We start from the raw sequence: 20,401 nt of genomic DNA, 5'->3' as shown, positions 1-20,401 counted from the left end.
GTTATAAAAGTATATAAATTACAACTATTTAAAATAATTTAAGATTTTTATTATTGTTTTGTCATAATAATCACATTTACTTCAAAGGAATTTTATGAATATAGAAAAACACCAAAATATGATTAATTTTATTTGGAATATCGCAGATTGTCTAAGATATTTTAAGTTAAAATTAGTTTTGTTTTTAATGTGAGAAAGTTTATGGAAATAAAAATTACTAAAAAGCGGGTGAAAAATATTATTATAAAAGTTCGTGAGATTGGGCTTGTTGAAGTAGTATTGCCTTATTTTATAAGTAGAGTAAAAATTGATGAGATTTTAAGACTTAAAAAAGATTGGATAGAACAAAGATTAAACGAGCTTAAAACTACTAAAAAAGCAGAGCTTTTGAGTGGTAATTTTGTATTGTTTTTAGGACGAAAATATATTTTAGAATTTGATTTAAGAATTTCAAAAAATGTAGAAATTCACAATGATAAAATTATTTTAAAATGTCTTGAAACTGATGAAAATAAAGAAAAATTACTTAATGATTTTTATAAAATTCAATCAAAAGAAATCTTTAGCGAAATTTTAAAAAGATTTTGTGTGATTGTTGGTAAAGATATAAAAGCTTTAAAAGTGCGAAAAATGAAAACTCGTTGGGGTTCTTGCAATACGAAAAAATCTTATATAAATCTAAATACCGAATTAATTAAAAAAGATATATTAGCAATAGAAGCAGTGATTATGCACGAATTAACACACCTTTATCACGCTAATCACTCAAAGGCTTTTTATGCCACGCTTTTAGGATTTATGCCAGATTATAAAGAAAGAATTAATCTATTAAAAGATAAATAATTTATATTTATCCCCCATATTTTATACAGCTAATGCCAAATTTATCTCTTATAGCACTTAGGGTTTCGTTTAATTTTTGATTTTTTGTGGTGTTTTGAAAAATATTTTCACAATATGTTTTATCAAGATTATTAGCAGCAATTCCTATATAATAAACATTTACATTTTTCGTATTTTTCATAAGAATTTCAAATCCTTTTACGGCATTATCAATTAGATTTTTTTCATCAAATGGTTGCATAATTTCAACTCCAATATGCTCTAATTTATTGCCGTATTTAATACTTATTTCTATTTTTTTAGGATGATATTTGTGCTTTGAAATCCAAACACATAAATATCTAGCAAGTATTTTAACCCTTCGCCTTAACTCATCATAATCACTAATTGGCTTAAAGCTTTTTGATATTGCGTGGCTTTTAATATCTTTTATTTCTTCTACTTTTTCATTATCAACGCCTTTAATTCTTGCTATGATTTTTTTGCCATTTTTACCATATTTATCTAGCAAATATTCTTTTTGCAATAATTCATCTAAAGTATTTACCCCATAAGCTCTTAAATATTTTTGTATTTCTCTTCCTATGCCTGCGAAATTTTTTATATCTATTCCTTTAATGGCATTGCTTAAATCATATTCCATTCTAATGCCAAAAGGTTTTGCTAAATCGGTTAAAAATTTAGCTCCCCATTTGCTATTATTAATGCCTATACTAGCTGGTAAGCCAAATTTATCTAATAGTTCTTTTTGAAGATATTTTGCATAATCTAGCACTTCTGCGTCTTTTTTAAACCCTTCTAAATCTCCAAAAAACTCATCTATGCTAAATTGTTCAATCACGGGTATTTTGCTTTCTAAAAATTGCCTTACTTTAAAGCTTAGTTCTTTATAAAATCTAATATTACTTCTAGCTATTTTTAAATTCGGACATTTTTGATAAGCTATATTTAATTTATCTCCTACTTTTATGCCATATTTTTTAGCTTCATAAGATACGGCAATTGCAGTAAAATGCCTATAATCAATTACTTTATTTTCACTTCTTGCAACTTCAATTGAGCTCATAAAGGCGATTTTATTATCTATATATTTTGCATCTTGATTGAAAAAATCTTCATCGCTTCCAGCATAAATCACGCAAGGTGTATTGCAGAGTTCTTTATTTAATAGTCGTTGTGCATTTACAAAATAGCTATCAAAATCTATATGAAGTTTCATTAGAATTTGTTTTTATAAATATTTATAAATTCATTAATAGGTGTAGCACCTTTATGATAATAAAATCCTTGTAATTCATCACAACCTAATTGTTTTAAAATATTTACTTGCTCTAGTGTTTCAACACCTTCTGCTACTACTCTTTTATTCATAGTTTTTGCTATTTTTATAATACCAATTATAATTGCTTTTGAGTTTTCATTAATTAAATCACAATCTTTACTATTTAATCCATCTATAAAGCTTTTATCAATTTTAATTGTATCAATAGGTAAATGATTTATATAAGAAAGAGAACTATAATCTTTCCCAAAATCATCAATACTTATTAAAAATCCAATAGCTTTTAATTTTTCTAATATAGTTTCACTACTGCTATTAAGTCTATATCTTTCTGTTATTTCTATATCTATTAAATTTGGATTTATATCGTATTTTTTAACATTTGCTAGCAAATAATTTATCATATCTTTATGGTGCAAGTGTTTTGCTGATATATTAATACTTATTGGAATATTTATTCCTTTATTTTTTAAAACTTGTATTTCTTGAAATACTTTTGCAATTACAAATTTTTCAAGTTTTATTATTAAATCAGTTTTTTCTGCAATTCTTATAAATTTTTCTGTATTTTCAAATTTATCATTTCGTTTCCAGCGAATTAATGCTTCTGCGCCTTTTACTAAATTATCATTTGCTCCGATTTTTGCTTGATAATATACATCAAGCTCACCTTTTTCTAAAGCCCTTTTTAAATCATTTTCTAATTTTGCTTCATTATCTATTTGTGTTTTAACTTCATCAGAATAATCGCAATACAATGTATCTTTTTGAACGCTTGAAAGTAAGGCTGCTTTGTAAGTATCGTTTATTATTTGATTGTAATTTTCATTTGTTAATACACTAAAGCCAACCCCTATACTTTGCTCATAAATTCCATCACTTCCAAAATTAATACTTTCACTAAAGCATTCGTGCAACTTAATAGCCATATTATTAAAAGTTGTTTGTATTTCATCAATACAAGGAAATGCTAATAAAAAATCTCCATTGCCACTTATTTTAGCTATTTTAGAATTTAAAATAGTTGTAGAAAAACTTGAAAATCTACTTGCTAATTCTAATATTATTTTATCAGCTAAATCAAAACTTCTACTTTTTAATAGATTTTGATAGTCTTTAAGATATATATAGCTAACTATTATAGGACAATCGCTTTTTTCATAGAGTTCTTGTATGTCTAATAAGAATTTTTGTTTTTTAGGTAATTTGGTTAAAGAATTATAGTTTTCTTGATAGTATATATCATTTAAGACTTCATTTAAAGAATTTGCTATTTTTTGAAATTCGCTGTAATTTAGCGTATCGTTTAGCATTAAAGGCTTATGTTTTTTGACTGAATTTGCGAGAAGTTCTGCAAAATCATTAAAATTTGATTTTACTCTTTTTAATCTTTTTATATAAATTGCATTACTAATAACTGCAGCTACTAATACAGCGAAAGAAAATACTAAAAATTGAAAAATAGTATGGTCTTTATTTTGTTGTAGCCTAATTACTAAGCTATCATTTCCTATATTGTGAATTCTATGATGCTCTTCAATTCTTTTTGCCTCGCTAATATATCTATAAGTTCCAAAAATTCCACCAGCAATTTCAATTAGTAAAAAAGTTGTAATAATAAAATTCTTAAACGAGTTAGATAGAATTGATTTTGTTTTCATAGTACTCACCTAAACATTTTAATTGATGCCTTTGCTTCTTCTTTTTCCATATAATTACGAACTGATTCTTGAGCATTTTTATTCATTAAATAGCTTTTAATTTGTTCTTTTGCTACTTCATAACTTGCCCCATTCATCTTATCTTTATTTAAATTATAAAATCTAATTACTTCATCATCGCTTACATCTTTCATATAATTTTGAGCGATTAAATCAAATAATTTCTTTTTTAGAATTTCATCTTTTATATTTTCTGTTAGCATTTTGATTTTATCTTGGTTATGTTCTATGAAAGTAGATAAGCTAATATTATTAGCAGCAGCTATTTTTGATAATTCTTGATTGATTTCTAGTTCATTTGCAGTTAATTTGAATTTTTTAGCTAAAGATGTGCATATTTTATTTTGAATTAGCAATCTTAATGCGTCGTTTTGGCTTATATTCATATATTGTGAAATTTCTATAATATCAATATTTGTAATAGGCTCGTTATTAACACTAGCTATGATTGAAGTTATAGGACTTGCGTTCATAAATGCACCAAATACAAGTGCAAGCAAAATTTTTCTCATTATTTACCTTTAAGTGATTTTAAATGATTATAACTATAAAAAATTCACAAAAGGCTAATAATAATGATAGTTACAAGATTTGCACCCTCTCCGACAGGGTTTTTACATATTGGTGGATTAAGAACAGCACTTTTTTCTTATCTTTACGCTAAAAGAAATAATGGTAAATTTATTCTTCGTATTGAAGATACAGATATGGCAAGAAATAGCGAAGAAGCAACCAAAGCTATTTTAGAAGCTTTTAAATGGGTTGATTTAGAAGTAGATGGGGAAATCACTTACCAAAGTAAAAGATTAGATATTTATAAAGAATATATTCAAAAATTACTTGATAGTAGCAATGCTTATTATTGTTATATGAGCGAAGATGAGTTAAACTCATTAAGAGCAGAGCAAGAAGCTAGAAAAGAACGCCCTAAATATGATGGAAGATACAGAGATTTTAAAGGCACTCCACCAGAAGGAATTAAGCCTGTTGTAAGGATTAAAGCACCGCTTGATGGAGAAATAATCGTAAATGATGGAGTAAAGGGCGAAATTAGATTTAACGCTGCTGATATTTTAGATGATTTTGTAATAGCTCGTGCTGATGGCACTCCTACTTATAATTTCGTGGTGGTTGTTGATGATGCTTTAATGGGCGTAACTGATGTTGTTCGTGGAGATGACCATCTTTCAAATACTCCAAAACAAATAATAATTTATGAAGCTTTAGGCTTTAAGGTTCCTAATTTTTATCATTTAGCTATGATAAATGGAGAAGATGGCAAAAAACTTAGCAAAAGACACGGAGCAACCGATGTTATGGAATATAAGGCTTTAGGATACTTGCCTGAAGCTTTACTAAATTTCTTATTAAGATTAGGATTTTCAAACAAAGACCAAGAAATATTTTCAATGCAAGAAATGAAAGAATGCTTTACATTTGATAATGTTAGCAAAGGTGCAAGTACATATAACGCACAAAAATTAGAATGGATTAATGCTCATTATATAAAAAGCGTTAGCGATGAAAGATTAGTAAATGCTTGTAAAGATTTAGGATTTGATTTTTCAAGTGTTAAGAATTATTCATTCTTATTAACAATGTTAAGAGAAAGAGCTAAGACTTTAATAGATTTGATAAATAGTGCAAAAATTATTATAAACGAGCCAAATTCTTATGAAGAAAGTGGAGTTGCTAAGTTTGTAAATGATAATAGTAAAGCTTTATTTTCTAAGTTTGTAAATGATTTTAAAGGTGCAAATACTGAAGCAGAATTTGAATTAGCCGTTAAACAATTTTTAGATAGCAATAATGCTAAGCTAAAAGACATAGCGCAATTAATTAGATTAAGCCTAACAGGAACAACAATTAGTCCTAGTATTTATGCTATTATGGAGTTTTTAGGCAATGATGAGATTAAAAAAAGATTTAATAATTTTTTAAAGGAGATTTTATGAATAATTTAAAAGAAAGAGCATTAGAGTATCATTTAGGCGGTAAATTAGGTACTTTTATTAAAACACCTATGAAAGAATATGAGAGTTTAAGTTTAGCATATTCTCCTGGAGTTGCATATCCTTGCGAAGAGATTGCTCGTGATAGTGATTTAGCTTATAAATACACAAGCAAAGGTAATTTAGTAGCAGTTATTAGTGATGGTTCAGCTGTTTTAGGTCTTGGCAATATCGGTGGAATTGCAGGAAAACCTGTTATGGAAGGTAAGGCTTGCTTATTTAAAAAATTTGCAAATGTTGATTCTTATGATATTGAATTAAGCACTCAAGATACCGAAGAAATAATAGCAGCAGTAAAAGCTATTGCTCCTAGTTTTGGCGGTATTAATCTTGAAGATATAGCAGCTCCAAAATGTTTTGAGATTGAAGCAAGACTTCAAGACTTAGGTATTCCTGTAATGCATGATGACCAACACGGAACGGCTATTATTAGTGCGGCGGGGTTAATTAATGCTTGCGAAATAATTGGCAAAAAATTAGAAGATTTAAAAGTAGTTGTTTGTGGAGCAGGAGCAGCAGGGATTGCAAGTGCTAAGATATATAAGACTTTAGGAGTTAAAAAGATTTATTTAGTAGATTCTAAAGGTGTTTGCAATACTAAAAGAACAGATTTAAATGAGCATAAATTAGAATTTGTAAGAGAATGTGATGAGGATACTTTAGCTGATGTTTTAAAAGGAACTGATGTTTTCTTAGGGCTTAGCAAAGCTGGAGCTTTAAGCGAAGAAATGTTAAAAACTATGGCAGAAAATCCAATAGTATTTGCTTTAGCTAATCCTGACCCAGAGATTTTACCTGAACTTGCGAAAAAAGTTCGCCCTGATGTAATTATTGCAACAGGAAGAAGCGATTATGACAATCAAATCAACAATGTTTTAGGTTTTCCATATATTTTCCGTGGGGCTTTAGATGTTAGAGCTAGAAAGATTTCTATGGGTATGAAAATAGCAGCTGTTAAGGCTTTAAGTGAATTAGGACGCCTTGAAGTTAGCGAAAAAACTAAAAAATTATATGGTAAAGACTTAAAATATGGAAAAGATTTAATAATTCCAAAACCATTTGATGATAGGGTAAAAGCTTATGTTAGCACTGCAGTTGCTAAGGCTGCTGTTGATGAAGGCATAGCTTTAGTTAAAAATTTTGATGATAAAGCATATTTTGAAAGGTTATTGAATGAAAGTAATTAAAAATACACTAGTTTCAACTTATCTAGCGAAAATTAGAGATAAGAATACATCTTGTAGGGATTTTCGTGAGCATATAAAAAAGCTTAGTGGATTTGTTATTTATGAAGCTTGTGAATTTTTAAGCACAGAAAAAGTTAATATTCAAACTCCACTTATGCCTTGCGAGTGCGAAGTTATTAGCGATGATATTGTAATAGTGCCTATTTTAAGAGCAGCTCTTGGTATGAGTGATATTGCACTTGATTTATTGGGTAAAGCTAGTGTGGGATTTTTAGGTATTCAACGCAATGAAGAAACGCTTGAGCCTGAATTTTTCTTTGAAAAATACCCACAAGATATGCAAAATAAAACTGCAATTATAATTGACCCTATGTTTGCAACGGGCGGAAGTGCTATTGCAGCTGTTGATAGATTAAAATCAATTGGTGTCAAAAAAATAATTTTTGCAAGTATCATTGCAACTCCTGAAGCAAGAGATAGAATGAAAAAAGCTCATCCTGATGTAGCATTAATTACTGCTTGTTTGGATAAAGGATTGAATGAAAAAGGTTATATTATCCCAGGTCTTGGAGATGCTGGAGATAGGATATTTAATACTTTAAAGGCTTAAAAATGAAAAAAATATTATTAGGTTTAAGTTTATTTGTTTGTTTAAATGCTGAGGTAATCACACAAAATATCAAGGAATTTGATTTTACTAATAGTGATTATGCTGTAATTGATGTTAGAATGCCTAGTGAATACGCTGCAACAGGCGTTGTAAATAAAGCAAAATTGATAACATTTCTAAACGAAAATGGAAGTATCAATCCTGATTTTTTGAATGAAATTAGTAAAAATTATTCAAAAGATAGCAAAATAGCAATTATGTGTAGAAGTGGCAAAAGAAGTGCAATGGTAACTAAAATGCTTGAGCAAAACGGCTTTACTAATATAATAAATCTTGATGGTGGAATGAACGAATTATTAAAGACAGATATTAAATTAGTTCCATATCAAAATTAATTTTTAATCCTATTTTAAATTCTTTTTAAAATAGGATTTATTTAAGTATTCCTTGATAGCCTGTATTAAAAAGCGCTTGATTTATTATGCTTTCATTAAGTTCTTTATCGCTTTTAATTATCGCTGTTTTATTTTCTAAACTAACATTTACTTTATTTACTCCATCAATTTTTAGTAGTGCCTTTCTAACAATTGCCGTGCATAATGGGCAATGTATTTTAGGAATTTCTAAAGTGTATTCATAAGCATTTAAAACACTTAAAAATAAGCTTAACAATAATATTTTTTTCAAATCATTGCTCCTATAATTTCAGGATAAAATACGATAAATAATAATGCAAGTCCTATTAAAAATAATCTGATTTTATTTTTTTGATTTAGTTTTTTATAGATAAATATGCAATATAAAATGCAGGTTGCAATCCCCAAATATACTCTAAAAGGTGCTAAAAAATCAAAATTAACAAGGCTTACTCCAAATATCAAAAAGCTAATAGCTCCAACACAACAAAGGCTAGAGCTAATAGCTAAGATAAACATTGATATTAAATATTTTTTCATATTTGTTTTGAAGTGTATTTATATACAAATTCATTAGGCGAATAATAATCAATAGTATTTGAATCAACTTCAGCATATACATAGCCAAAATTATTAAGCGGTGCTTGAGCTGGGCGTGGAATTAACACGAAATCTCTTTTGGTATTAAACTCGCACCAACACATTTCCCAATTTCCGAATTGAAATTCTCTTAATTTTTGTATCCCACTATCATTATTATCTAGGTTTAAAGATAATTTAACTTTAGCTACATCAGCAGGATCGCAAGGAATCCATCCATAGCCTTTTAGATAAAACTCCGCCCTACAATGTTGAGCTTTTGTTATATTTTCTTTGCTACCCATTGCAGCATAAAATCTACTCGCACCTAAACGAATTCCAAAGCACTCTCTAGCAGGAATATTAATACTTCTTAAAAGTGCTACAAAAACAGAGCTAATATCAGTGCATTTGCCATAAAGTTTTTTACTTTCTAAAATAGCCTTAGCATCACCAATTCCACACCCAATTACGCTCTCATCACGAGTAAAATTAAGTGCTACCCAATCATAAATAGCTTTTGCTTTTTCTAAATCGCCTTTTATACCTTTTGTAATTTTTAGTGCATATTCTTTTACTATTCCACTAGTAAAAATATGTTCGCTTGGTTTTAGATATTGTGCGATACTTTCGTCTAATTTCTCGTTTTCATTAAAATTAACTTTAGAAAAATCAGTAATTCTATCGTGAGTTTTAATGCTAAATTGTGTTATTAATTCAGCTTTTACATTAGAAAAACTTGCATATAAACTATTAGTTTCAAAATCACTTAAATAAATTTCATTGTAATTTCCACTATTTACAATATCACTTGTAAGGTATTGATATGAGCGTGATTTTGGTAATGGAAGCCATATTTTGCTAACTTCGCCTAATTCGCTTAAATTATGTTTTAAGCTTACAATGTATTCTTTACTATCGTCTTTTGTTGCTTGAGTATTATTTACTAAAGGTGTTTCTTTCGCACTTAGTAAAGTGTTTGCTGCAACTGCAGACGACAAAGTTAAAAATGTTCTTCTTTTCATAACTTTATCCTTGTGTGAAATAAACTTTTATTTTAAATTATTTTATTTAATAATAAATTTAGTTTTTTAATAGTTTTTATGTTATTATTGACCTTTACATTTTTACAAAGGAAAATTATGGCTAAAGATGATGTAATAGAAATTGACGGCGAAGTTATTGAAGCTTTACCAAATGCAACTTTTAAAGTTGAGCTTGATAACAAACACGTAATTTTATGCCACATTGCGGGTAAAATGAGAATGCACTATATTAAAATTATGCCAGGAGATAGAGTAAGAGTTGAGCTAACTCCTTATAGTCTTGATAAAGGACGCATTACTTATAGACACAAATAATTTAGCACTTTTTATGGTGCTAAACTTCTAAATTATTTTTTTACCATTCATTTATCTTGGGGGGGGGTATAATCACTCTTTTGAAAGGAGATTAAATGAGTGATTTAACAACAAGTGAAAATCAAAATGAAAACAAATATGATTTGTTTAATGGGGTTTTATTAGTAGATGTTGGTGCCGTAACGCAATATAGCTTAATTCATATAAGCGAACTTGAAATTACGGTTACTTCTGGTGTGAGTTACAAAGATGCAGAACAATCACTTAAAGATGTAACTAGCTATTTGGGCTATAACTGTGTTTTAAACATAGTAAGGGATAACTATACCGAAAGCACAGAAACTATAGGAGTTATGCATACAGAAGGTGAAGCAAATGGCAAGATTAAAAAAAGTTGGTTTGGCTCTCATTATAATACTAATTCTAAAATCAAATCAGAAACCATAGTTAATTCAGAAACTAAAATAAATAATTGCTTTAATATAAAAGGCACCCTTGCGATTATCGGTAAGCCAAACCCTAATGGTGAGAGCATAGATTTAGATGAGCTATCAAAAAAGGATGAAATAATTTTAAAGTGTGTTTATGCGGCTTATCCGGTTTATGATATTAATTGCGAGTTAGAAGAAGTTATAAAAAAACAAAATGAATTGGTTAATAAAACCTTAGGAGGGGCAGGACTTGCTACTTTTTTATCATTCGTAGTTGGGTTTTTATCATTTGTAAAATTTATAAGTATTCCTGTGTGGCTACTTTTTTTCCTTTGGTGCAAATCAGCAGACAAAACAAGAGATACTTATAAAAATGCTTTAGCAGAATATGAAGAAAATTTCAAAAACATTGCAAGTAATTATGGTAGTGAATTAGCAGCTGTTTACAATTCTATTCCGTACGCAAGAATTAAACATATAGGAGATTAAAATGAATAGTTTAGAAGTTATAAATAATGTTTCAGAATTTAAAGAAGGTGAGTTTTGCCTAGCGTTTCATAAAATGATTTTTGAAAATAATGCAAATGCAACCGATAAAAATGTATTAATAAACATGGCTAGACCAGTAAGTTGCTTTAAAATGGCGATAACTATGACTATTGGAGCATTCATACTATATCCAGTTTTATATGCTATTGGCTATTTTTTCTTTTAGTTAAAACTACAATTTTTTAAATAATTTAGCACTTTAAATGGTGCTAAATTATTTTTATAATATGCTCTATTTTATTTTTATCTAGTATTTTTGAAATTTCGCTTATATTGGGATATTTCACATACTTTAAAAGTTATCTAAAACTTTATGAATTAAAAAAGTAAAATCTATAAATTAATTCTTAAATAATAGTTTGAGATTAGATTGCTAAGAAATTTTTAGAATTATCAAAGACAAATAAATTTAATATTTAAACCTACATTAATTTTGTTTTGCTAATATTAGCACTTTTGCAATTTATCTGTGTGAAGAAGTAATATTTGAGTGAATTTTCCACCATTTAAATATTAGTTGGTAATTCGTGATACCTAAAAATGCAGATTGTAAAAAAGTGGAAAGCAAATTATTTTTTAGGAGACAAGATGAAAGTAAGACCATCTGTTAAGAAAATGTGCGACAAATGTAAAGTCGTTATGAGAAAAGGCGTTGTTCGTATTATTTGCGAAAATCCAAAACACAAACAAAGACAAGGATAAGGTATGGCTCGTATTGCAGGTGTTGATTTACCAAAGAAAAAAAGAATTGAATATGGCTTAACTTATATCTATGGTATAGGTTTATTTACTTCACGCAAAATTTTAGCAGCAGTTGGAATAGATCCAAACAAGCGTGTATATGAATTAAGCGAAGATGAAGCAGCAAATATTCGTAAAGAAATCCAAGAACATTATTTAGTTGAGGGTGATTTAAGAAAACAAGTTGCTATGGACATTAAAGCTTTAATGGATTTAGGTTCATATCGTGGTTTAAGACATAGAAAAGGTTTACCAGTGCGTGGTCAAAAAACTAAAACAAATGCTAGAACTCGCAAAGGTAAGAGAAAAACCGTTGGTGCAAAAGCGTAAGGATAGATAATGGCTAAGAGAAAAGTAGTTAAGAAAAAAGTAGTTAAAAAGAATATTGCTAAAGGTGTAGTATATATTAGTGCAACTTTTAACAATACAATGGTAACAGTTACAGATGAAATGGGAAATGCAATTGCATGGAGTAGTGCAGGTGGTTTAGGATTTAAAGGTTCTAAAAAATCAACTCCATTTGCTGCTCAACAAGCGGTTGAAGATGCTTTAAATAAAGCTAAAGAACACGGAATTAAAGAAGTTGGTATTCGTGTTCAAGGTCCTGGTAGCGGTAGAGAAACTGCTGTTAAGAGTGTTGGTGCAGTTGAAGGTATTAAAGTTACTTTCTTAAAAGATATTACACCATTAGCACATAATGGTTGCAGACCACCAAAACGCCGTCGTGTATAATATAAGTATAGGAATATAGGAGAAATAGTATGGCAAGATATACTGGACCAGTAGAGAAAATTGAAAGAAGATTAGGCGTTAGCCTTGCAATGAAGGGTGAAAGAAGACTAGCTGGTAAGAGTGCTTTAGATAAAAGACCTTATGCACCAGGTCAGCATGGTCAAAGAAGAGGTAAAATTAGCGAATACGGCTTACAATTAAGAGAAAAGCAAAAAGCTAAATTTATGTATGGTGTAAGCGAAAAGCAATTTAGAAAATTATTCCAAGAAGCTGCTAGAAAAGATGGAAATACAGGTTCTATTTTAATTCAATTCTTAGAACAAAGACTTGATAATGTTGTTTATAGAATGGGTTTTGCTACAACTCGCCGTTTTGCAAGACAACTTGTAACTCACGGACATATTTTAGTAAATGGTAAAAGAGTAGATGTTCCAAGTTATAGAGTATTACCAGGCGCTAAAATTGAAGTTGTAGAAAAAAGCAAAAACAATCCTCAAATAGTAAGAGCAGTTGAACTTACAAATCAAACAGGTATTGTTGAGTGGGTTGATGTTGAAAAAGATAAAAAATATGGAATTTTCACAAGAAAACCTGAGAGAGAAGAAGTTGTCATTCCTGTTGAGGAAAGATTCATAGTAGAGCTATACTCTAAGTAATAAGGAGTAGCAAATGAGAAAAGTAGTTACAACAGCTCATATGCCAAATGATTTTACTATTGAAAATATCGGCGAAAATAAAGCACGCATTAGTGCTTGGCCTTTTGAAATTGGTTTTGGCATTACATTAGCACATCCACTGCACAGGCTTTTACGCCTTAGTGCAATTGGCTATGCAGCAACTGCTATTAAAATTGATGGAGTAAGTCATGAATTTGATAGCAAAAGAGGTATGGTAGAAGATATTTCTTTATTTATTATTAATATCAAAAATATGCGTTTTAAAATTAAAAACGAAGATAGTAAAAGAGAAGAAGTAAGCTTTAGCTTTAAAGGGCCAAGAGAAATTAAAGGTAGTGATTTAGCTAATAATGTAATTGAAGTTGTAAATCCTGATAACTACATTGCTACTATAAATGAAGACACTGAATTAGATTTCACATTAATTATTGAAAAAGGTATTGGCTATGTAGCAAGCGAAGATTTAAGAGAAAAAACTGATAGTAGTTTTATAGCTCTTGATGCGTTTTTTACACCAGTTAGAAATGCAAATTATTCAATAGAAAAGGTATTACACGAAGATAATCCTGATTATGAAAAAATTGTATTTGAAATAACAACTGATGGTCAAATTACACCTGAAGATGCGTTTAAAAATGCTTTAGATGCTATGTATCAACAAATGATGGTATTTAATAAAATTGCAACTACAAGTCCTAGATTAATAGGGGAAGAAACAACTGAAGAAATTGATTTATCTCCTTTATTAAAAAGCGTTAAGGAACTTGGTTTAAGCGTAAGAAGTAATAATGGTTTAGAAAAAGCTGGCATTGAATTTATAGGCGAATTAGCTTTAATGAGTGAAAGCGATGTAAATAATTTAAAAAATGTTGGTAAAAAATCAGTGGATGAAATTACTACTGCTATGAAAGAAATAGGCTATCCGATAGGTTCAAATTCTGTAGATGCTTATAAAGATAAACTTATTGAAAAAATAAAAGAAATTAAAGGATAATAAATGAGACACGGACATGGATATAGAAAGCTAGGTCGTACTAGCACTCATCGTGCAGCTTTACTAAAGAATTTAAGCATTGCAATTATCAAAAATGGTAAGATTGAAACAACTTTAGAAAAAGCTAAAGAATTAAGATCATACATTGAAAAACTAATCACTCGTGCGAGAGTTGGAGATTTTAATGCTCATAGAGCAGTATTTGCAGCTTTACAAGACAAAGAATGCACAAATAAATTAGTAAATGAAATAGCTCCAAATTACAAAGAAAGAAATGGTGGCTATACAAGAATTATTAAAACAAGAACTCGCCGTGGTGATGCGGCTACTTTAGCTTATATTGAGCTAGTATAATAATTGAGTGCTTCGGCACTCAAAATATTATGAATAAAATAACACTCCCAAATAATCAAACTTTAGAAAACTATATATTAAACAAAGAACTTTTTACCCTAGCTGATATTTCTCAAAATGCTTATAAATTTTGGAAAAATATAAAATACGCACAATATCCAAATTCTAGAATTGTATTTTTAGATAAAAATACAATAGCTAAAAAATATGAGAATTTAATCCCTAAATGCTCTAATTTAAGTGGATTAGTATTAGCTAGTGCATTTTGTTCTATGAGTAATCTAGCGCCATCACATTTAAATCCAAATAATAATTCAAATCTTTTAAATGTAATAAAATTAGTAGAGATTGCAGGAATAAAATTTATTGATTTAAATGATTTTTTTACAAAGTTAAAAATACCTTTAAATTCTCATATTTATATAGAAAAATGTTGTTATTTTGCACCCGAGCCTTTTGAGAAAAAAATCAAACTCACAAATACTTTATGTTTAGGATATTACTAAGGAGATAAAATGCTTACGAAAATAAGAGATATTTTAAAAATCAATAATGCTGATTTTGCTTTAATACTAACGGCTGATTATCACTTGAGTGAGTATATTTCTGAATATTTTAAACTTAGAGAATTTATAAGTGGATTTAGCGGTTCTGCGGGCTCGCTTTTAATTAGCCTTGATGATGCAATTTTATTTACTGATGGTAGATATTTTTTACAAGCTGAAAATGAGTTAAAAGATAGCATTAGATTAATCAAAAGCCCTGATTATATAGACTATATTAAAAACAATCTAAACACTAAAAAGGCTTTAATTGATTTAAAAACCATATCTCAAAATAATTACGAAAAGCTAAAAAACCTTGTTAATATAATAGATTATGATAATTTTTATAAAGATTTTTACGATAAACAACTCCCGCAAGAGCCAATCTATAAACAAAACGAAAAATTCATAAGTGATTTAAGTGCTAATAAAATAAAAAAAGTCCAAGATGAATTAAAAAGTAAAAACATTGATTATTGTGTAATCTCAAGCCTTAGCGACATAGCTTATCTTACAAATTATCGTGGAAAAGATGTGGAATTTAACCCAGTATTTTTAAGCTATATGATAATTTCACAAACTAATGCGATTTGTTATATAGAGCCAACAAAGCTTAAAAATATTCAAAAAGATTTAAATATAATTTATAAAAATTATGATGAGTTTTATTCGGATTTATCTAGTTTAAGTGGTAATGTATTGTGTGATTTTGCCAATACAAATGCAAAAATTATTAGCTTAATAAATGCAAATTTAATAAATGAAATCTTGCCTAGCACCATACATAAAGCTTGTAAAAATGATATAGAAATAAAGCACATAAAACAAGCTCATATAATTGATGCTATTGCATTAACTAAGTTTAATTATTACTTAGAAAATACTAATTTAGACTTGGTTGATGAGCTAAAAATTGATGAAGTTCTAACGCAATTTAGACAAGAAAATGAGTATTTTATCAGCAATTCTTTTGATACTATCGCAGCATTTAATGAAAACGCCGCAATAATTCATTATAAAGCAAACGCAAAAACTTCAAAATTACTTAATAAATCAGGCTTATTATTACTTGATAGTGGAGCTCAATATGAGTGCGGCACTACTGATATTACGAGAGTTTTTAAGATAAAAAACGCAAGTTTAGAGCAAATTAGAGATTATACTTTGGTTTTAAAAGCACATATTGCAATATCAAAAACCATAGCACCCGAAAATATAAAAATGCCTTTATTAGACAGCATTGCAAGAAAGGAATTATGGCAATACGGATTTGATTATTTGCACGGCACAGGACATGGGGTAGGGTATTTTTTAAATGTTCATGAAGGTCCACAAGTTTTATCGCTAAATGCTAATATTAGCGAACATACTAAATTAAAAAGGGGTATGCTAACATCAATTGAGCCAGGTTTGTATCATAATAACAAATACGGAATTAGACTTGAGAATTTAGCAATTAGTAAGCATTGTTTTATCAGTGAATACGGAGATTTTTTGAGCTTTGATATAGTTACGCTTTATCCTTTTGAGCTTGATTTGATTGATAAAAAATTATTAAATCAAGATGAGATTAATTGGCTAAATGATTATCATAAAAGGGTTTTTGATACCATAAGTGTATTTTTAGATGATGAGTTAAAGCAGTTTTTAGAATTTAAAACGAGAGCATTAAACTAAACTTTAGGAATATTATTTGCTATTAAACAAATAATTAAAGGAGTTTTAATGAAAGTAGAAAATATTGCATTATTTAATGATACCAAAATAAAAAAAAGCAAACAAATATCATCTGAGTTTTTTACAAATGAATTAGCCAAAGTTACGACAAAAACTATATCAAATAATACGCCAACTTTACTAAGCACTTTAAATAATAGTATAAAAAATGAGCTTGATTATAAAAACGAATTAAATAAAGCAAAATCTAGCATTCAGTTTGGCTATAGCGTAGATAATGATGGTTTTTTAGGAGCTGATTTTAACAAGGCTGCAGGGTTACCAGATGATTTTAAAATACATTCAAGCACACTAAAAGAAATAGTTAGATTTAATGAAAAAATGAATGTATATTCGGTGATGAAAGATTCGGGCAAGACATTTAGCAATATTGATTTAGCCGATACTATTAAGCATTATTATGATTTATTTACTCAAATTACTCACAACAATCAAGATTATCCAAGTGGCATTAGCATAGATTTTGGTTATAGCAAGGTTAGTTTTGATTATATAAATGATGTTAGCAAATACAAAATCACGAATATTTATAAAAATAACGAAGAATTAGAATATGCAAAAAGCATAAAAGCAGATGGCTTTAGCGTAATAGAGCTTAGTTTCGAGCCAAAAAATATTAGCGTTGATAAAGAACTTGCTTTTAGCCCTGATTTTTCTATGTATAATGAAAAAGAAAAGAAATTCATAGGATTTTTACAAAGCATAAATCCATTTGCAAGTGATAGTGGAAAAACAAGGCTAAGTAAAGATGCTTTAAAATATGCTTTAGCTATGCAAGATGATTACAATAATATAAATAAAGATATTAAAAAGCATAAAGATTTATTAAAAATGGCTGATGAGATTAAGCATTTAGGCATTGATGAATTGCTAAAAACTAATACCGAAGTGGCTAAGTTTTTAGACAAAACTAAGGCTTGATTAGACTAAAATCTGCATTAGTTTTGCTTTATTCTCTTGGCTAATTTGGTAACTATCTTTACATTTTTGTAAAGTCATTTTAAGTGTTTTAGCGTCTAATTTGTGCGAACTTAAAAACGAAATGCCTAATTCAAATTCTTTAGCTAAAACTACTTGAAAATACCAAGCTCTAGCCATATTTATATAATATTCATCACTTTTTATACTAAATATAGCTTTTAACCCATCTTTATAAGCGATAAATTTCATATAACAAATTATCCCAAAACGAATTTTGTATATGTGGTTTTCGCAAATTAATTCATTTGCAAAAGCTTTTATATCTTGATTTTTAAAGCTTTTAGGCACTAAAGTATCACAATTAGCCCAATTATCAACGAAATCTAAATAAAGCTTAGTGTATTTTAGTGCTTTTGAAAAGTCTTTTTCATAATTAATCCCATAGGCAATTATTTGTAGATATTCATAAAATTTCTCATCTTTTAAAAACTTATTAAAAAATTCATCAAAGGTATTTTCTTTTTGAAGTTTTTTTGCGTAGTCTTTTAATATATTTGAGCGAACTCCTAAAATTTCATATTTGCTAAAAACTAATTTTTTATGAAATTCTTTATAATTGTTATCAATAAATTTTGTTAAATACTCTTTCAACCTAGCTCCTTTTAAATGCTAATATAAATAATTGGAATTTAAAGATTATATTTTAAATTCTAAAACTAAACTTAAAAAGAAATTACTAATTAACAAATATTTACAAATTTTTATTATTTTCATAGATTTAAAGTTAAATTTTGATAATATTAAAAGATTTTAATTCAAGGAATAATTATGAGAAATAAACTAAGTTTATCTTTATTAACTTGTTTGGCAATCAGCGGGGGGGGGTATTTACACGCTGAATTTTTTGATGTAGCTTGTAAAGATACTAATGATTGTGTGATAAATGATAAAAATGTTGAAGTAGGGTCTGAAAAAAATATAGGTAGTATAAGTGGTAATAAATCTACATTAAGTGTAAGTGGAAGCTTAACTGCAAATTCTATTAGCTTAAAAGAAGGAACTTTATCTAATAAAAATACTGGAAAAATTATTTCTTCTGTTATAAAAGGAGATAATACTACAGTTAGTCTAGTGTCTAATACTAATTCTTTATTTCAGGTTGATAAATTATATTTATCTAACTCTTCTAAATTAAATATTAGTGCTGGATCTTCTGGATACAATACGGTTGTTAATGTTGATTACTTTAAATTGGATAATTCAAGTATAGATAAAAGTGGTATGCTTGGTGTTAATATTCTTGAAGTGGTAAATAATGCTAGTTATAAAAATACTTTTTACAATGGACATATAGGTGAGTTAAAAATAGATGAAACTTCTACTTTTAATAATTTTCAAGGTAGTACTTATGTTAACAAGGTAACTAATATAAGTAAGAATGGTAATAAAGTAAAGCTTACTACTACTAGTGGTGGTTTAATTATTGGAGATTTAAACAATCTTGTACAAGGAAATATGAATAATGTAGACATTGAGGGAACAGGTCCTGTTGAAATTGTAAATATGCAATTAAATGATACCAATAAAATTGGCATTGGTGGAAATATAACATTAACTGGAAATATTAGTATTAATAATATGGATTTATCAAAAACGACTTCCACTCCAACTTCACATAAGATTGTTATAAAAGATGGTGCAAATGTTATAATTACCGATACAAATCTTACCAATCAATCTATAAATGCTAATAGTAGAAATGATAAGAATGGTTCTTTAACAATTATTGGTGGAATATTCAAAGATGTTAGTATAGGTGGGGCAACGGGAGCTACCAATCTTGCAAATGTTACTTTAGATAAAGTAAATATTGAAAATAGCGGATTAAATAAAGATAACAATATAATAGCTCAAAATGTTACTCTTAATAATATTACAACTTCAAATAATGCAAATATTAATGCAAAAACAAAATTGGATATAAAAAATTCTAAAATAGATAATACAAACAAACTTACAGCAACTAATGCAGAAATAGGAACTTCTACAATAGGTGCAGATATTAATGTAACTAATGAGTTAAAGGCAACAAATGGTGCGAATTTAAACGGCAGTATAACTTCAGGCACTATTATTGCTGAAAATGGTTCTATATTTAATGGGAATACAAAGGCTAATGACAGCATAACTGCTAATAGTGGCTCAAAATTTGTAGGAACTACTACAGCAACTAATAAAATTACTTCAAGCGGTGCTACATTTGATGGAGAAGTTACAGCAAAAGATTTAGAAAGTTCTAATAACTCTAAATTTAATAACAATATAATTATTTCAAATTCTATAACTTCAAGTGATACAACATTCGCAAAAAATGTAAGTGCAAATACAATCACTTCTACTAATTCAGTGTTTAACGGCACAACCACTGCAACTGATAGTATAACTGCTAATAGTGGCTCAAAATTTGTAGGGAATGTAAATGCAACTAATAAAATTACTTCAAGCGGTGCTACATTTGATGGGGTAGTGGAAGCAAAAGATTTAGAAAGCTCTAATAACTCTAAATTTAATAACAATATAACTATTTCAAATTCTATAACTTCAAGTGATACAACATTCGCAAAAAATGTAAGTGCAAATACAATCACTTCTACTAATTCAGTGTTTAACGGCACAACCACTGCAACTGATAGTATAACTGCTAATAGT

25 protein-coding genes are annotated in these 20,401 nt (G+C 28.3%); 18 read left to right on the top strand and 7 right to left on the bottom strand.

Annotated elements, in window-relative coordinates:
• The first annotated feature begins 228 nt into the window (after window positions 1-228).
• The gene (locus KJQ99_RS04315; RefSeq protein ID WP_214150134.1) at window positions 229-843 is read left to right on the top strand and encodes a M48 family metallopeptidase; all 615 of its coding nucleotides are present in this window, start codon (window positions 229-231) and stop codon (window positions 841-843) included.
• A gap of 7 nt (window positions 844-850) precedes the next feature.
• Here KJQ99_RS04315 and KJQ99_RS04310 read toward each other — a convergent pair whose 3' ends face one another.
• From KJQ99_RS04310 to KJQ99_RS04300, 3 genes are read right to left on the bottom strand one after another with little or no spacing between them, the layout of a single operon-like run.
• A complete protein-coding gene (locus KJQ99_RS04310; RefSeq protein WP_214150133.1) occupies window positions 851-2,062 on the bottom strand; it encodes a Y-family DNA polymerase in 1,212 nt (403 codons plus the stop codon).
• Entirely contained in the window at window positions 2,062-3,786 is a 1,725-nt protein-coding gene (locus KJQ99_RS04305) for an EAL domain-containing protein (RefSeq protein ID WP_214119547.1), read from the bottom strand. Before KJQ99_RS04305 ends, KJQ99_RS04310 begins: the two co-directional genes overlap by 1 nt.
• A 5-nt stretch (window positions 3,787-3,791) precedes the next feature.
• On the bottom strand, window positions 3,792-4,358 hold the full coding sequence (locus KJQ99_RS04300; RefSeq protein WP_214150132.1) for a hypothetical protein: 567 nt from the start codon (window positions 4,356-4,358) through the stop codon (window positions 3,792-3,794).
• 42 nt (window positions 4,359-4,400) lie between these two features.
• On the opposite strand from KJQ99_RS04300, the gene gltX reads away from it, so the two are divergent.
• From gltX to KJQ99_RS04280, 4 genes are read left to right on the top strand one after another with little or no spacing between them, the layout of a single operon-like run.
• Entirely contained in the window at window positions 4,401-5,801 is a 1,401-nt protein-coding gene (gene gltX / locus KJQ99_RS04295; protein ID WP_350028274.1) for a glutamate--tRNA ligase, read from the top strand.
• The gene (locus tag KJQ99_RS04290; RefSeq protein ID WP_214150130.1) at window positions 5,798-7,045 is read left to right on the top strand and encodes a malic enzyme-like NAD(P)-binding protein; all 1,248 of its coding nucleotides are present in this window, start codon (window positions 5,798-5,800) and stop codon (window positions 7,043-7,045) included. The genes gltX and KJQ99_RS04290 overlap by 4 nt, the downstream gene beginning before the upstream one ends.
• Window positions 7,032-7,655 carry a uracil phosphoribosyltransferase gene (gene upp / locus KJQ99_RS04285; RefSeq protein ID WP_214117776.1) on the top strand — a complete coding sequence of 208 codons (624 nt, stop codon included), beginning with the start codon at window positions 7,032-7,034 and terminating at the stop codon, window positions 7,653-7,655. The genes KJQ99_RS04290 and upp overlap by 14 nt, the downstream gene beginning before the upstream one ends.
• Window positions 7,656-7,657: 2 nt before the next feature.
• Complete coding sequence (locus KJQ99_RS04280; RefSeq protein WP_214117775.1) at window positions 7,658-8,050, top strand: rhodanese-like domain-containing protein; 393 nt, start codon at window positions 7,658-7,660, stop codon at window positions 8,048-8,050.
• 37 nt (window positions 8,051-8,087) lie between these two features.
• Here KJQ99_RS04280 and KJQ99_RS04275 read toward each other — a convergent pair whose 3' ends face one another.
• The 3 genes from KJQ99_RS04275 to KJQ99_RS04265 are packed head-to-tail and all read right to left on the bottom strand — an operon-like array spanning window position 8,088 to window position 9,675.
• Window positions 8,088-8,342: a heavy-metal-associated domain-containing protein gene (locus KJQ99_RS04275; protein ID WP_214119551.1), complete on the bottom strand. Its 255-nt coding sequence runs from the start codon at window positions 8,340-8,342 to the stop codon at window positions 8,088-8,090.
• Window positions 8,339-8,611 (bottom strand): hypothetical protein, encoded by a 273-nt coding sequence (locus KJQ99_RS04270; protein ID WP_214150129.1) that lies wholly within the window; start codon window positions 8,609-8,611, stop codon window positions 8,339-8,341. The genes KJQ99_RS04275 and KJQ99_RS04270 overlap by 4 nt, the downstream gene beginning before the upstream one ends.
• A complete protein-coding gene (locus tag KJQ99_RS04265; RefSeq protein ID WP_214150128.1) occupies window positions 8,608-9,675 on the bottom strand; it encodes a transglutaminase-like domain-containing protein in 1,068 nt (355 codons plus the stop codon). Before KJQ99_RS04265 ends, KJQ99_RS04270 begins: the two co-directional genes overlap by 4 nt.
• A 117-nt stretch (window positions 9,676-9,792) precedes the next feature.
• Here KJQ99_RS04265 and infA point away from each other — a divergent pair, with 117 nt between their 5' ends.
• The 12 genes from infA to KJQ99_RS04205 all read left to right on the top strand — a co-directional run bounded on the left by infA (window position 9,793) and on the right by KJQ99_RS04205 (window position 17,692).
• Window positions 9,793-10,011: a translation initiation factor IF-1 gene (infA, locus tag KJQ99_RS04260; RefSeq protein ID WP_214117771.1), complete on the top strand. Its 219-nt coding sequence runs from the start codon at window positions 9,793-9,795 to the stop codon at window positions 10,009-10,011.
• Between the two features lie 95 nt (window positions 10,012-10,106).
• On the top strand, window positions 10,107-10,931 hold the full coding sequence (locus KJQ99_RS04255) for a hypothetical protein (RefSeq protein WP_214119555.1): 825 nt from the start codon (window positions 10,107-10,109) through the stop codon (window positions 10,929-10,931).
• A 1-nt stretch (window position 10,932) separates the two neighbouring features.
• Window positions 10,933-11,157: a hypothetical protein gene (locus tag KJQ99_RS04250; RefSeq protein WP_214117769.1), complete on the top strand. Its 225-nt coding sequence runs from the start codon at window positions 10,933-10,935 to the stop codon at window positions 11,155-11,157.
• Window positions 11,158-11,579: 422 nt separating this feature from the next.
• Window positions 11,580-11,693, top strand: coding sequence for a 50S ribosomal protein L36 (gene rpmJ, locus KJQ99_RS04245; protein WP_214117768.1), 114 nt, complete (start codon window positions 11,580-11,582; stop codon window positions 11,691-11,693).
• A 3-nt stretch (window positions 11,694-11,696) separates the two neighbouring features.
• Complete coding sequence (gene rpsM, locus KJQ99_RS04240; protein ID WP_214117767.1) at window positions 11,697-12,062, top strand: 30S ribosomal protein S13; 366 nt, start codon at window positions 11,697-11,699, stop codon at window positions 12,060-12,062.
• A gap of 9 nt (window positions 12,063-12,071) precedes the next feature.
• The gene (gene rpsK, locus KJQ99_RS04235; protein WP_214117766.1) at window positions 12,072-12,464 is read left to right on the top strand and encodes a 30S ribosomal protein S11; all 393 of its coding nucleotides are present in this window, start codon (window positions 12,072-12,074) and stop codon (window positions 12,462-12,464) included.
• Between the two features lie 29 nt (window positions 12,465-12,493).
• Entirely contained in the window at window positions 12,494-13,120 is a 627-nt protein-coding gene (gene rpsD, locus KJQ99_RS04230) for a 30S ribosomal protein S4 (protein ID WP_214117765.1), read from the top strand.
• A 13-nt stretch (window positions 13,121-13,133) separates the two neighbouring features.
• Complete coding sequence (locus KJQ99_RS04225; RefSeq protein WP_214117764.1) at window positions 13,134-14,135, top strand: DNA-directed RNA polymerase subunit alpha; 1,002 nt, start codon at window positions 13,134-13,136, stop codon at window positions 14,133-14,135.
• Between the two features lie 3 nt (window positions 14,136-14,138).
• Window positions 14,139-14,489: a 50S ribosomal protein L17 gene (rplQ, locus tag KJQ99_RS04220; RefSeq protein ID WP_214117763.1), complete on the top strand. Its 351-nt coding sequence runs from the start codon at window positions 14,139-14,141 to the stop codon at window positions 14,487-14,489.
• 29 nt (window positions 14,490-14,518) lie between these two features.
• On the top strand, window positions 14,519-14,995 hold the full coding sequence (gene cheQ / locus KJQ99_RS04215) for a cheVAW transcriptional regulator CheQ (protein ID WP_214117762.1): 477 nt from the start codon (window positions 14,519-14,521) through the stop codon (window positions 14,993-14,995).
• 9 nt (window positions 14,996-15,004) lie between these two features.
• Window positions 15,005-16,711 carry a M24 family metallopeptidase gene (locus KJQ99_RS04210; RefSeq protein ID WP_214150127.1) on the top strand — a complete coding sequence of 569 codons (1,707 nt, stop codon included), beginning with the start codon at window positions 15,005-15,007 and terminating at the stop codon, window positions 16,709-16,711.
• A 48-nt stretch (window positions 16,712-16,759) separates the two neighbouring features.
• A complete protein-coding gene (locus KJQ99_RS04205) occupies window positions 16,760-17,692 on the top strand; it encodes a Cj0814 family flagellar-dependent secreted protein (RefSeq protein WP_214150126.1) in 933 nt (310 codons plus the stop codon).
• Here the strand turns inward: KJQ99_RS04205 and KJQ99_RS04200 are convergent, their stop codons facing one another.
• Complete coding sequence (locus KJQ99_RS04200) at window positions 17,693-18,343, bottom strand: DNA alkylation repair protein (RefSeq protein ID WP_214119561.1); 651 nt, start codon at window positions 18,341-18,343, stop codon at window positions 17,693-17,695.
• A gap of 177 nt (window positions 18,344-18,520) precedes the next feature.
• Between KJQ99_RS04200 and KJQ99_RS04195 the strand changes: the two genes are divergently transcribed.
• A partial coding sequence (locus tag KJQ99_RS04195; RefSeq protein ID WP_214150125.1) for a beta strand repeat-containing protein occupies window positions 18,521-20,401 on the top strand: 1,881 nt, incomplete at its 3' end.

The organism is Campylobacter sp. 2018MI13 (genome assembly GCF_018501135.1).
Taxonomy (GTDB): Bacteria; Campylobacterota; Campylobacteria; order Campylobacterales; family Campylobacteraceae; genus Campylobacter_E.
This window is presented reverse-complemented; position numbering and strand designations above follow the sequence as displayed.

Excerpts from the sequence above, each read along its gene's own strand:
- KJQ99_RS04310 (WP_214150133.1), bottom strand. The coding sequence starts at position 2,062 with ATGAAACTTCATATAGATTTTGATAGCTATTTTGTAAATGCACAACGA.
- KJQ99_RS04305 (WP_214119547.1), bottom strand. The coding sequence starts at position 3,786 with ATGAAAACAAAATCAATTCTATCTAACTCGTTTAAGAATTTTATTATT.
- KJQ99_RS04300 (WP_214150132.1), bottom strand. The coding sequence starts at position 4,358 with ATGAGAAAAATTTTGCTTGCACTTGTATTTGGTGCATTTATGAACGCA.
- KJQ99_RS04290 (WP_214150130.1), top strand. The coding sequence starts at position 5,798 with ATGAATAATTTAAAAGAAAGAGCATTAGAGTATCATTTAGGCGGTAAA.
- upp (WP_214117776.1), top strand. The coding sequence starts at position 7,032 with ATGAAAGTAATTAAAAATACACTAGTTTCAACTTATCTAGCGAAAATT.
- KJQ99_RS04280 (WP_214117775.1), top strand. The coding sequence starts at position 7,658 with ATGAAAAAAATATTATTAGGTTTAAGTTTATTTGTTTGTTTAAATGCT.
- KJQ99_RS04270 (WP_214150129.1), bottom strand. The coding sequence starts at position 8,611 with ATGAAAAAATATTTAATATCAATGTTTATCTTAGCTATTAGCTCTAGC.
- KJQ99_RS04265 (WP_214150128.1), bottom strand. The coding sequence starts at position 9,675 with ATGAAAAGAAGAACATTTTTAACTTTGTCGTCTGCAGTTGCAGCAAAC.
- infA (WP_214117771.1), top strand. The coding sequence starts at position 9,793 with ATGGCTAAAGATGATGTAATAGAAATTGACGGCGAAGTTATTGAAGCT.
- KJQ99_RS04255 (WP_214119555.1), top strand. The coding sequence starts at position 10,107 with ATGAGTGATTTAACAACAAGTGAAAATCAAAATGAAAACAAATATGAT.
- KJQ99_RS04250 (WP_214117769.1), top strand. The coding sequence starts at position 10,933 with ATGAATAGTTTAGAAGTTATAAATAATGTTTCAGAATTTAAAGAAGGT.
- rpmJ (WP_214117768.1), top strand. The coding sequence starts at position 11,580 with ATGAAAGTAAGACCATCTGTTAAGAAAATGTGCGACAAATGTAAAGTC.
- rpsM (WP_214117767.1), top strand. The coding sequence starts at position 11,697 with ATGGCTCGTATTGCAGGTGTTGATTTACCAAAGAAAAAAAGAATTGAA.
- rpsK (WP_214117766.1), top strand. The coding sequence starts at position 12,072 with ATGGCTAAGAGAAAAGTAGTTAAGAAAAAAGTAGTTAAAAAGAATATT.
- rpsD (WP_214117765.1), top strand. The coding sequence starts at position 12,494 with ATGGCAAGATATACTGGACCAGTAGAGAAAATTGAAAGAAGATTAGGC.
- KJQ99_RS04225 (WP_214117764.1), top strand. The coding sequence starts at position 13,134 with ATGAGAAAAGTAGTTACAACAGCTCATATGCCAAATGATTTTACTATT.
- rplQ (WP_214117763.1), top strand. The coding sequence starts at position 14,139 with ATGAGACACGGACATGGATATAGAAAGCTAGGTCGTACTAGCACTCAT.
- cheQ (WP_214117762.1), top strand. The coding sequence starts at position 14,519 with ATGAATAAAATAACACTCCCAAATAATCAAACTTTAGAAAACTATATA.
- KJQ99_RS04210 (WP_214150127.1), top strand. The coding sequence starts at position 15,005 with ATGCTTACGAAAATAAGAGATATTTTAAAAATCAATAATGCTGATTTT.
- KJQ99_RS04205 (WP_214150126.1), top strand. The coding sequence starts at position 16,760 with ATGAAAGTAGAAAATATTGCATTATTTAATGATACCAAAATAAAAAAA.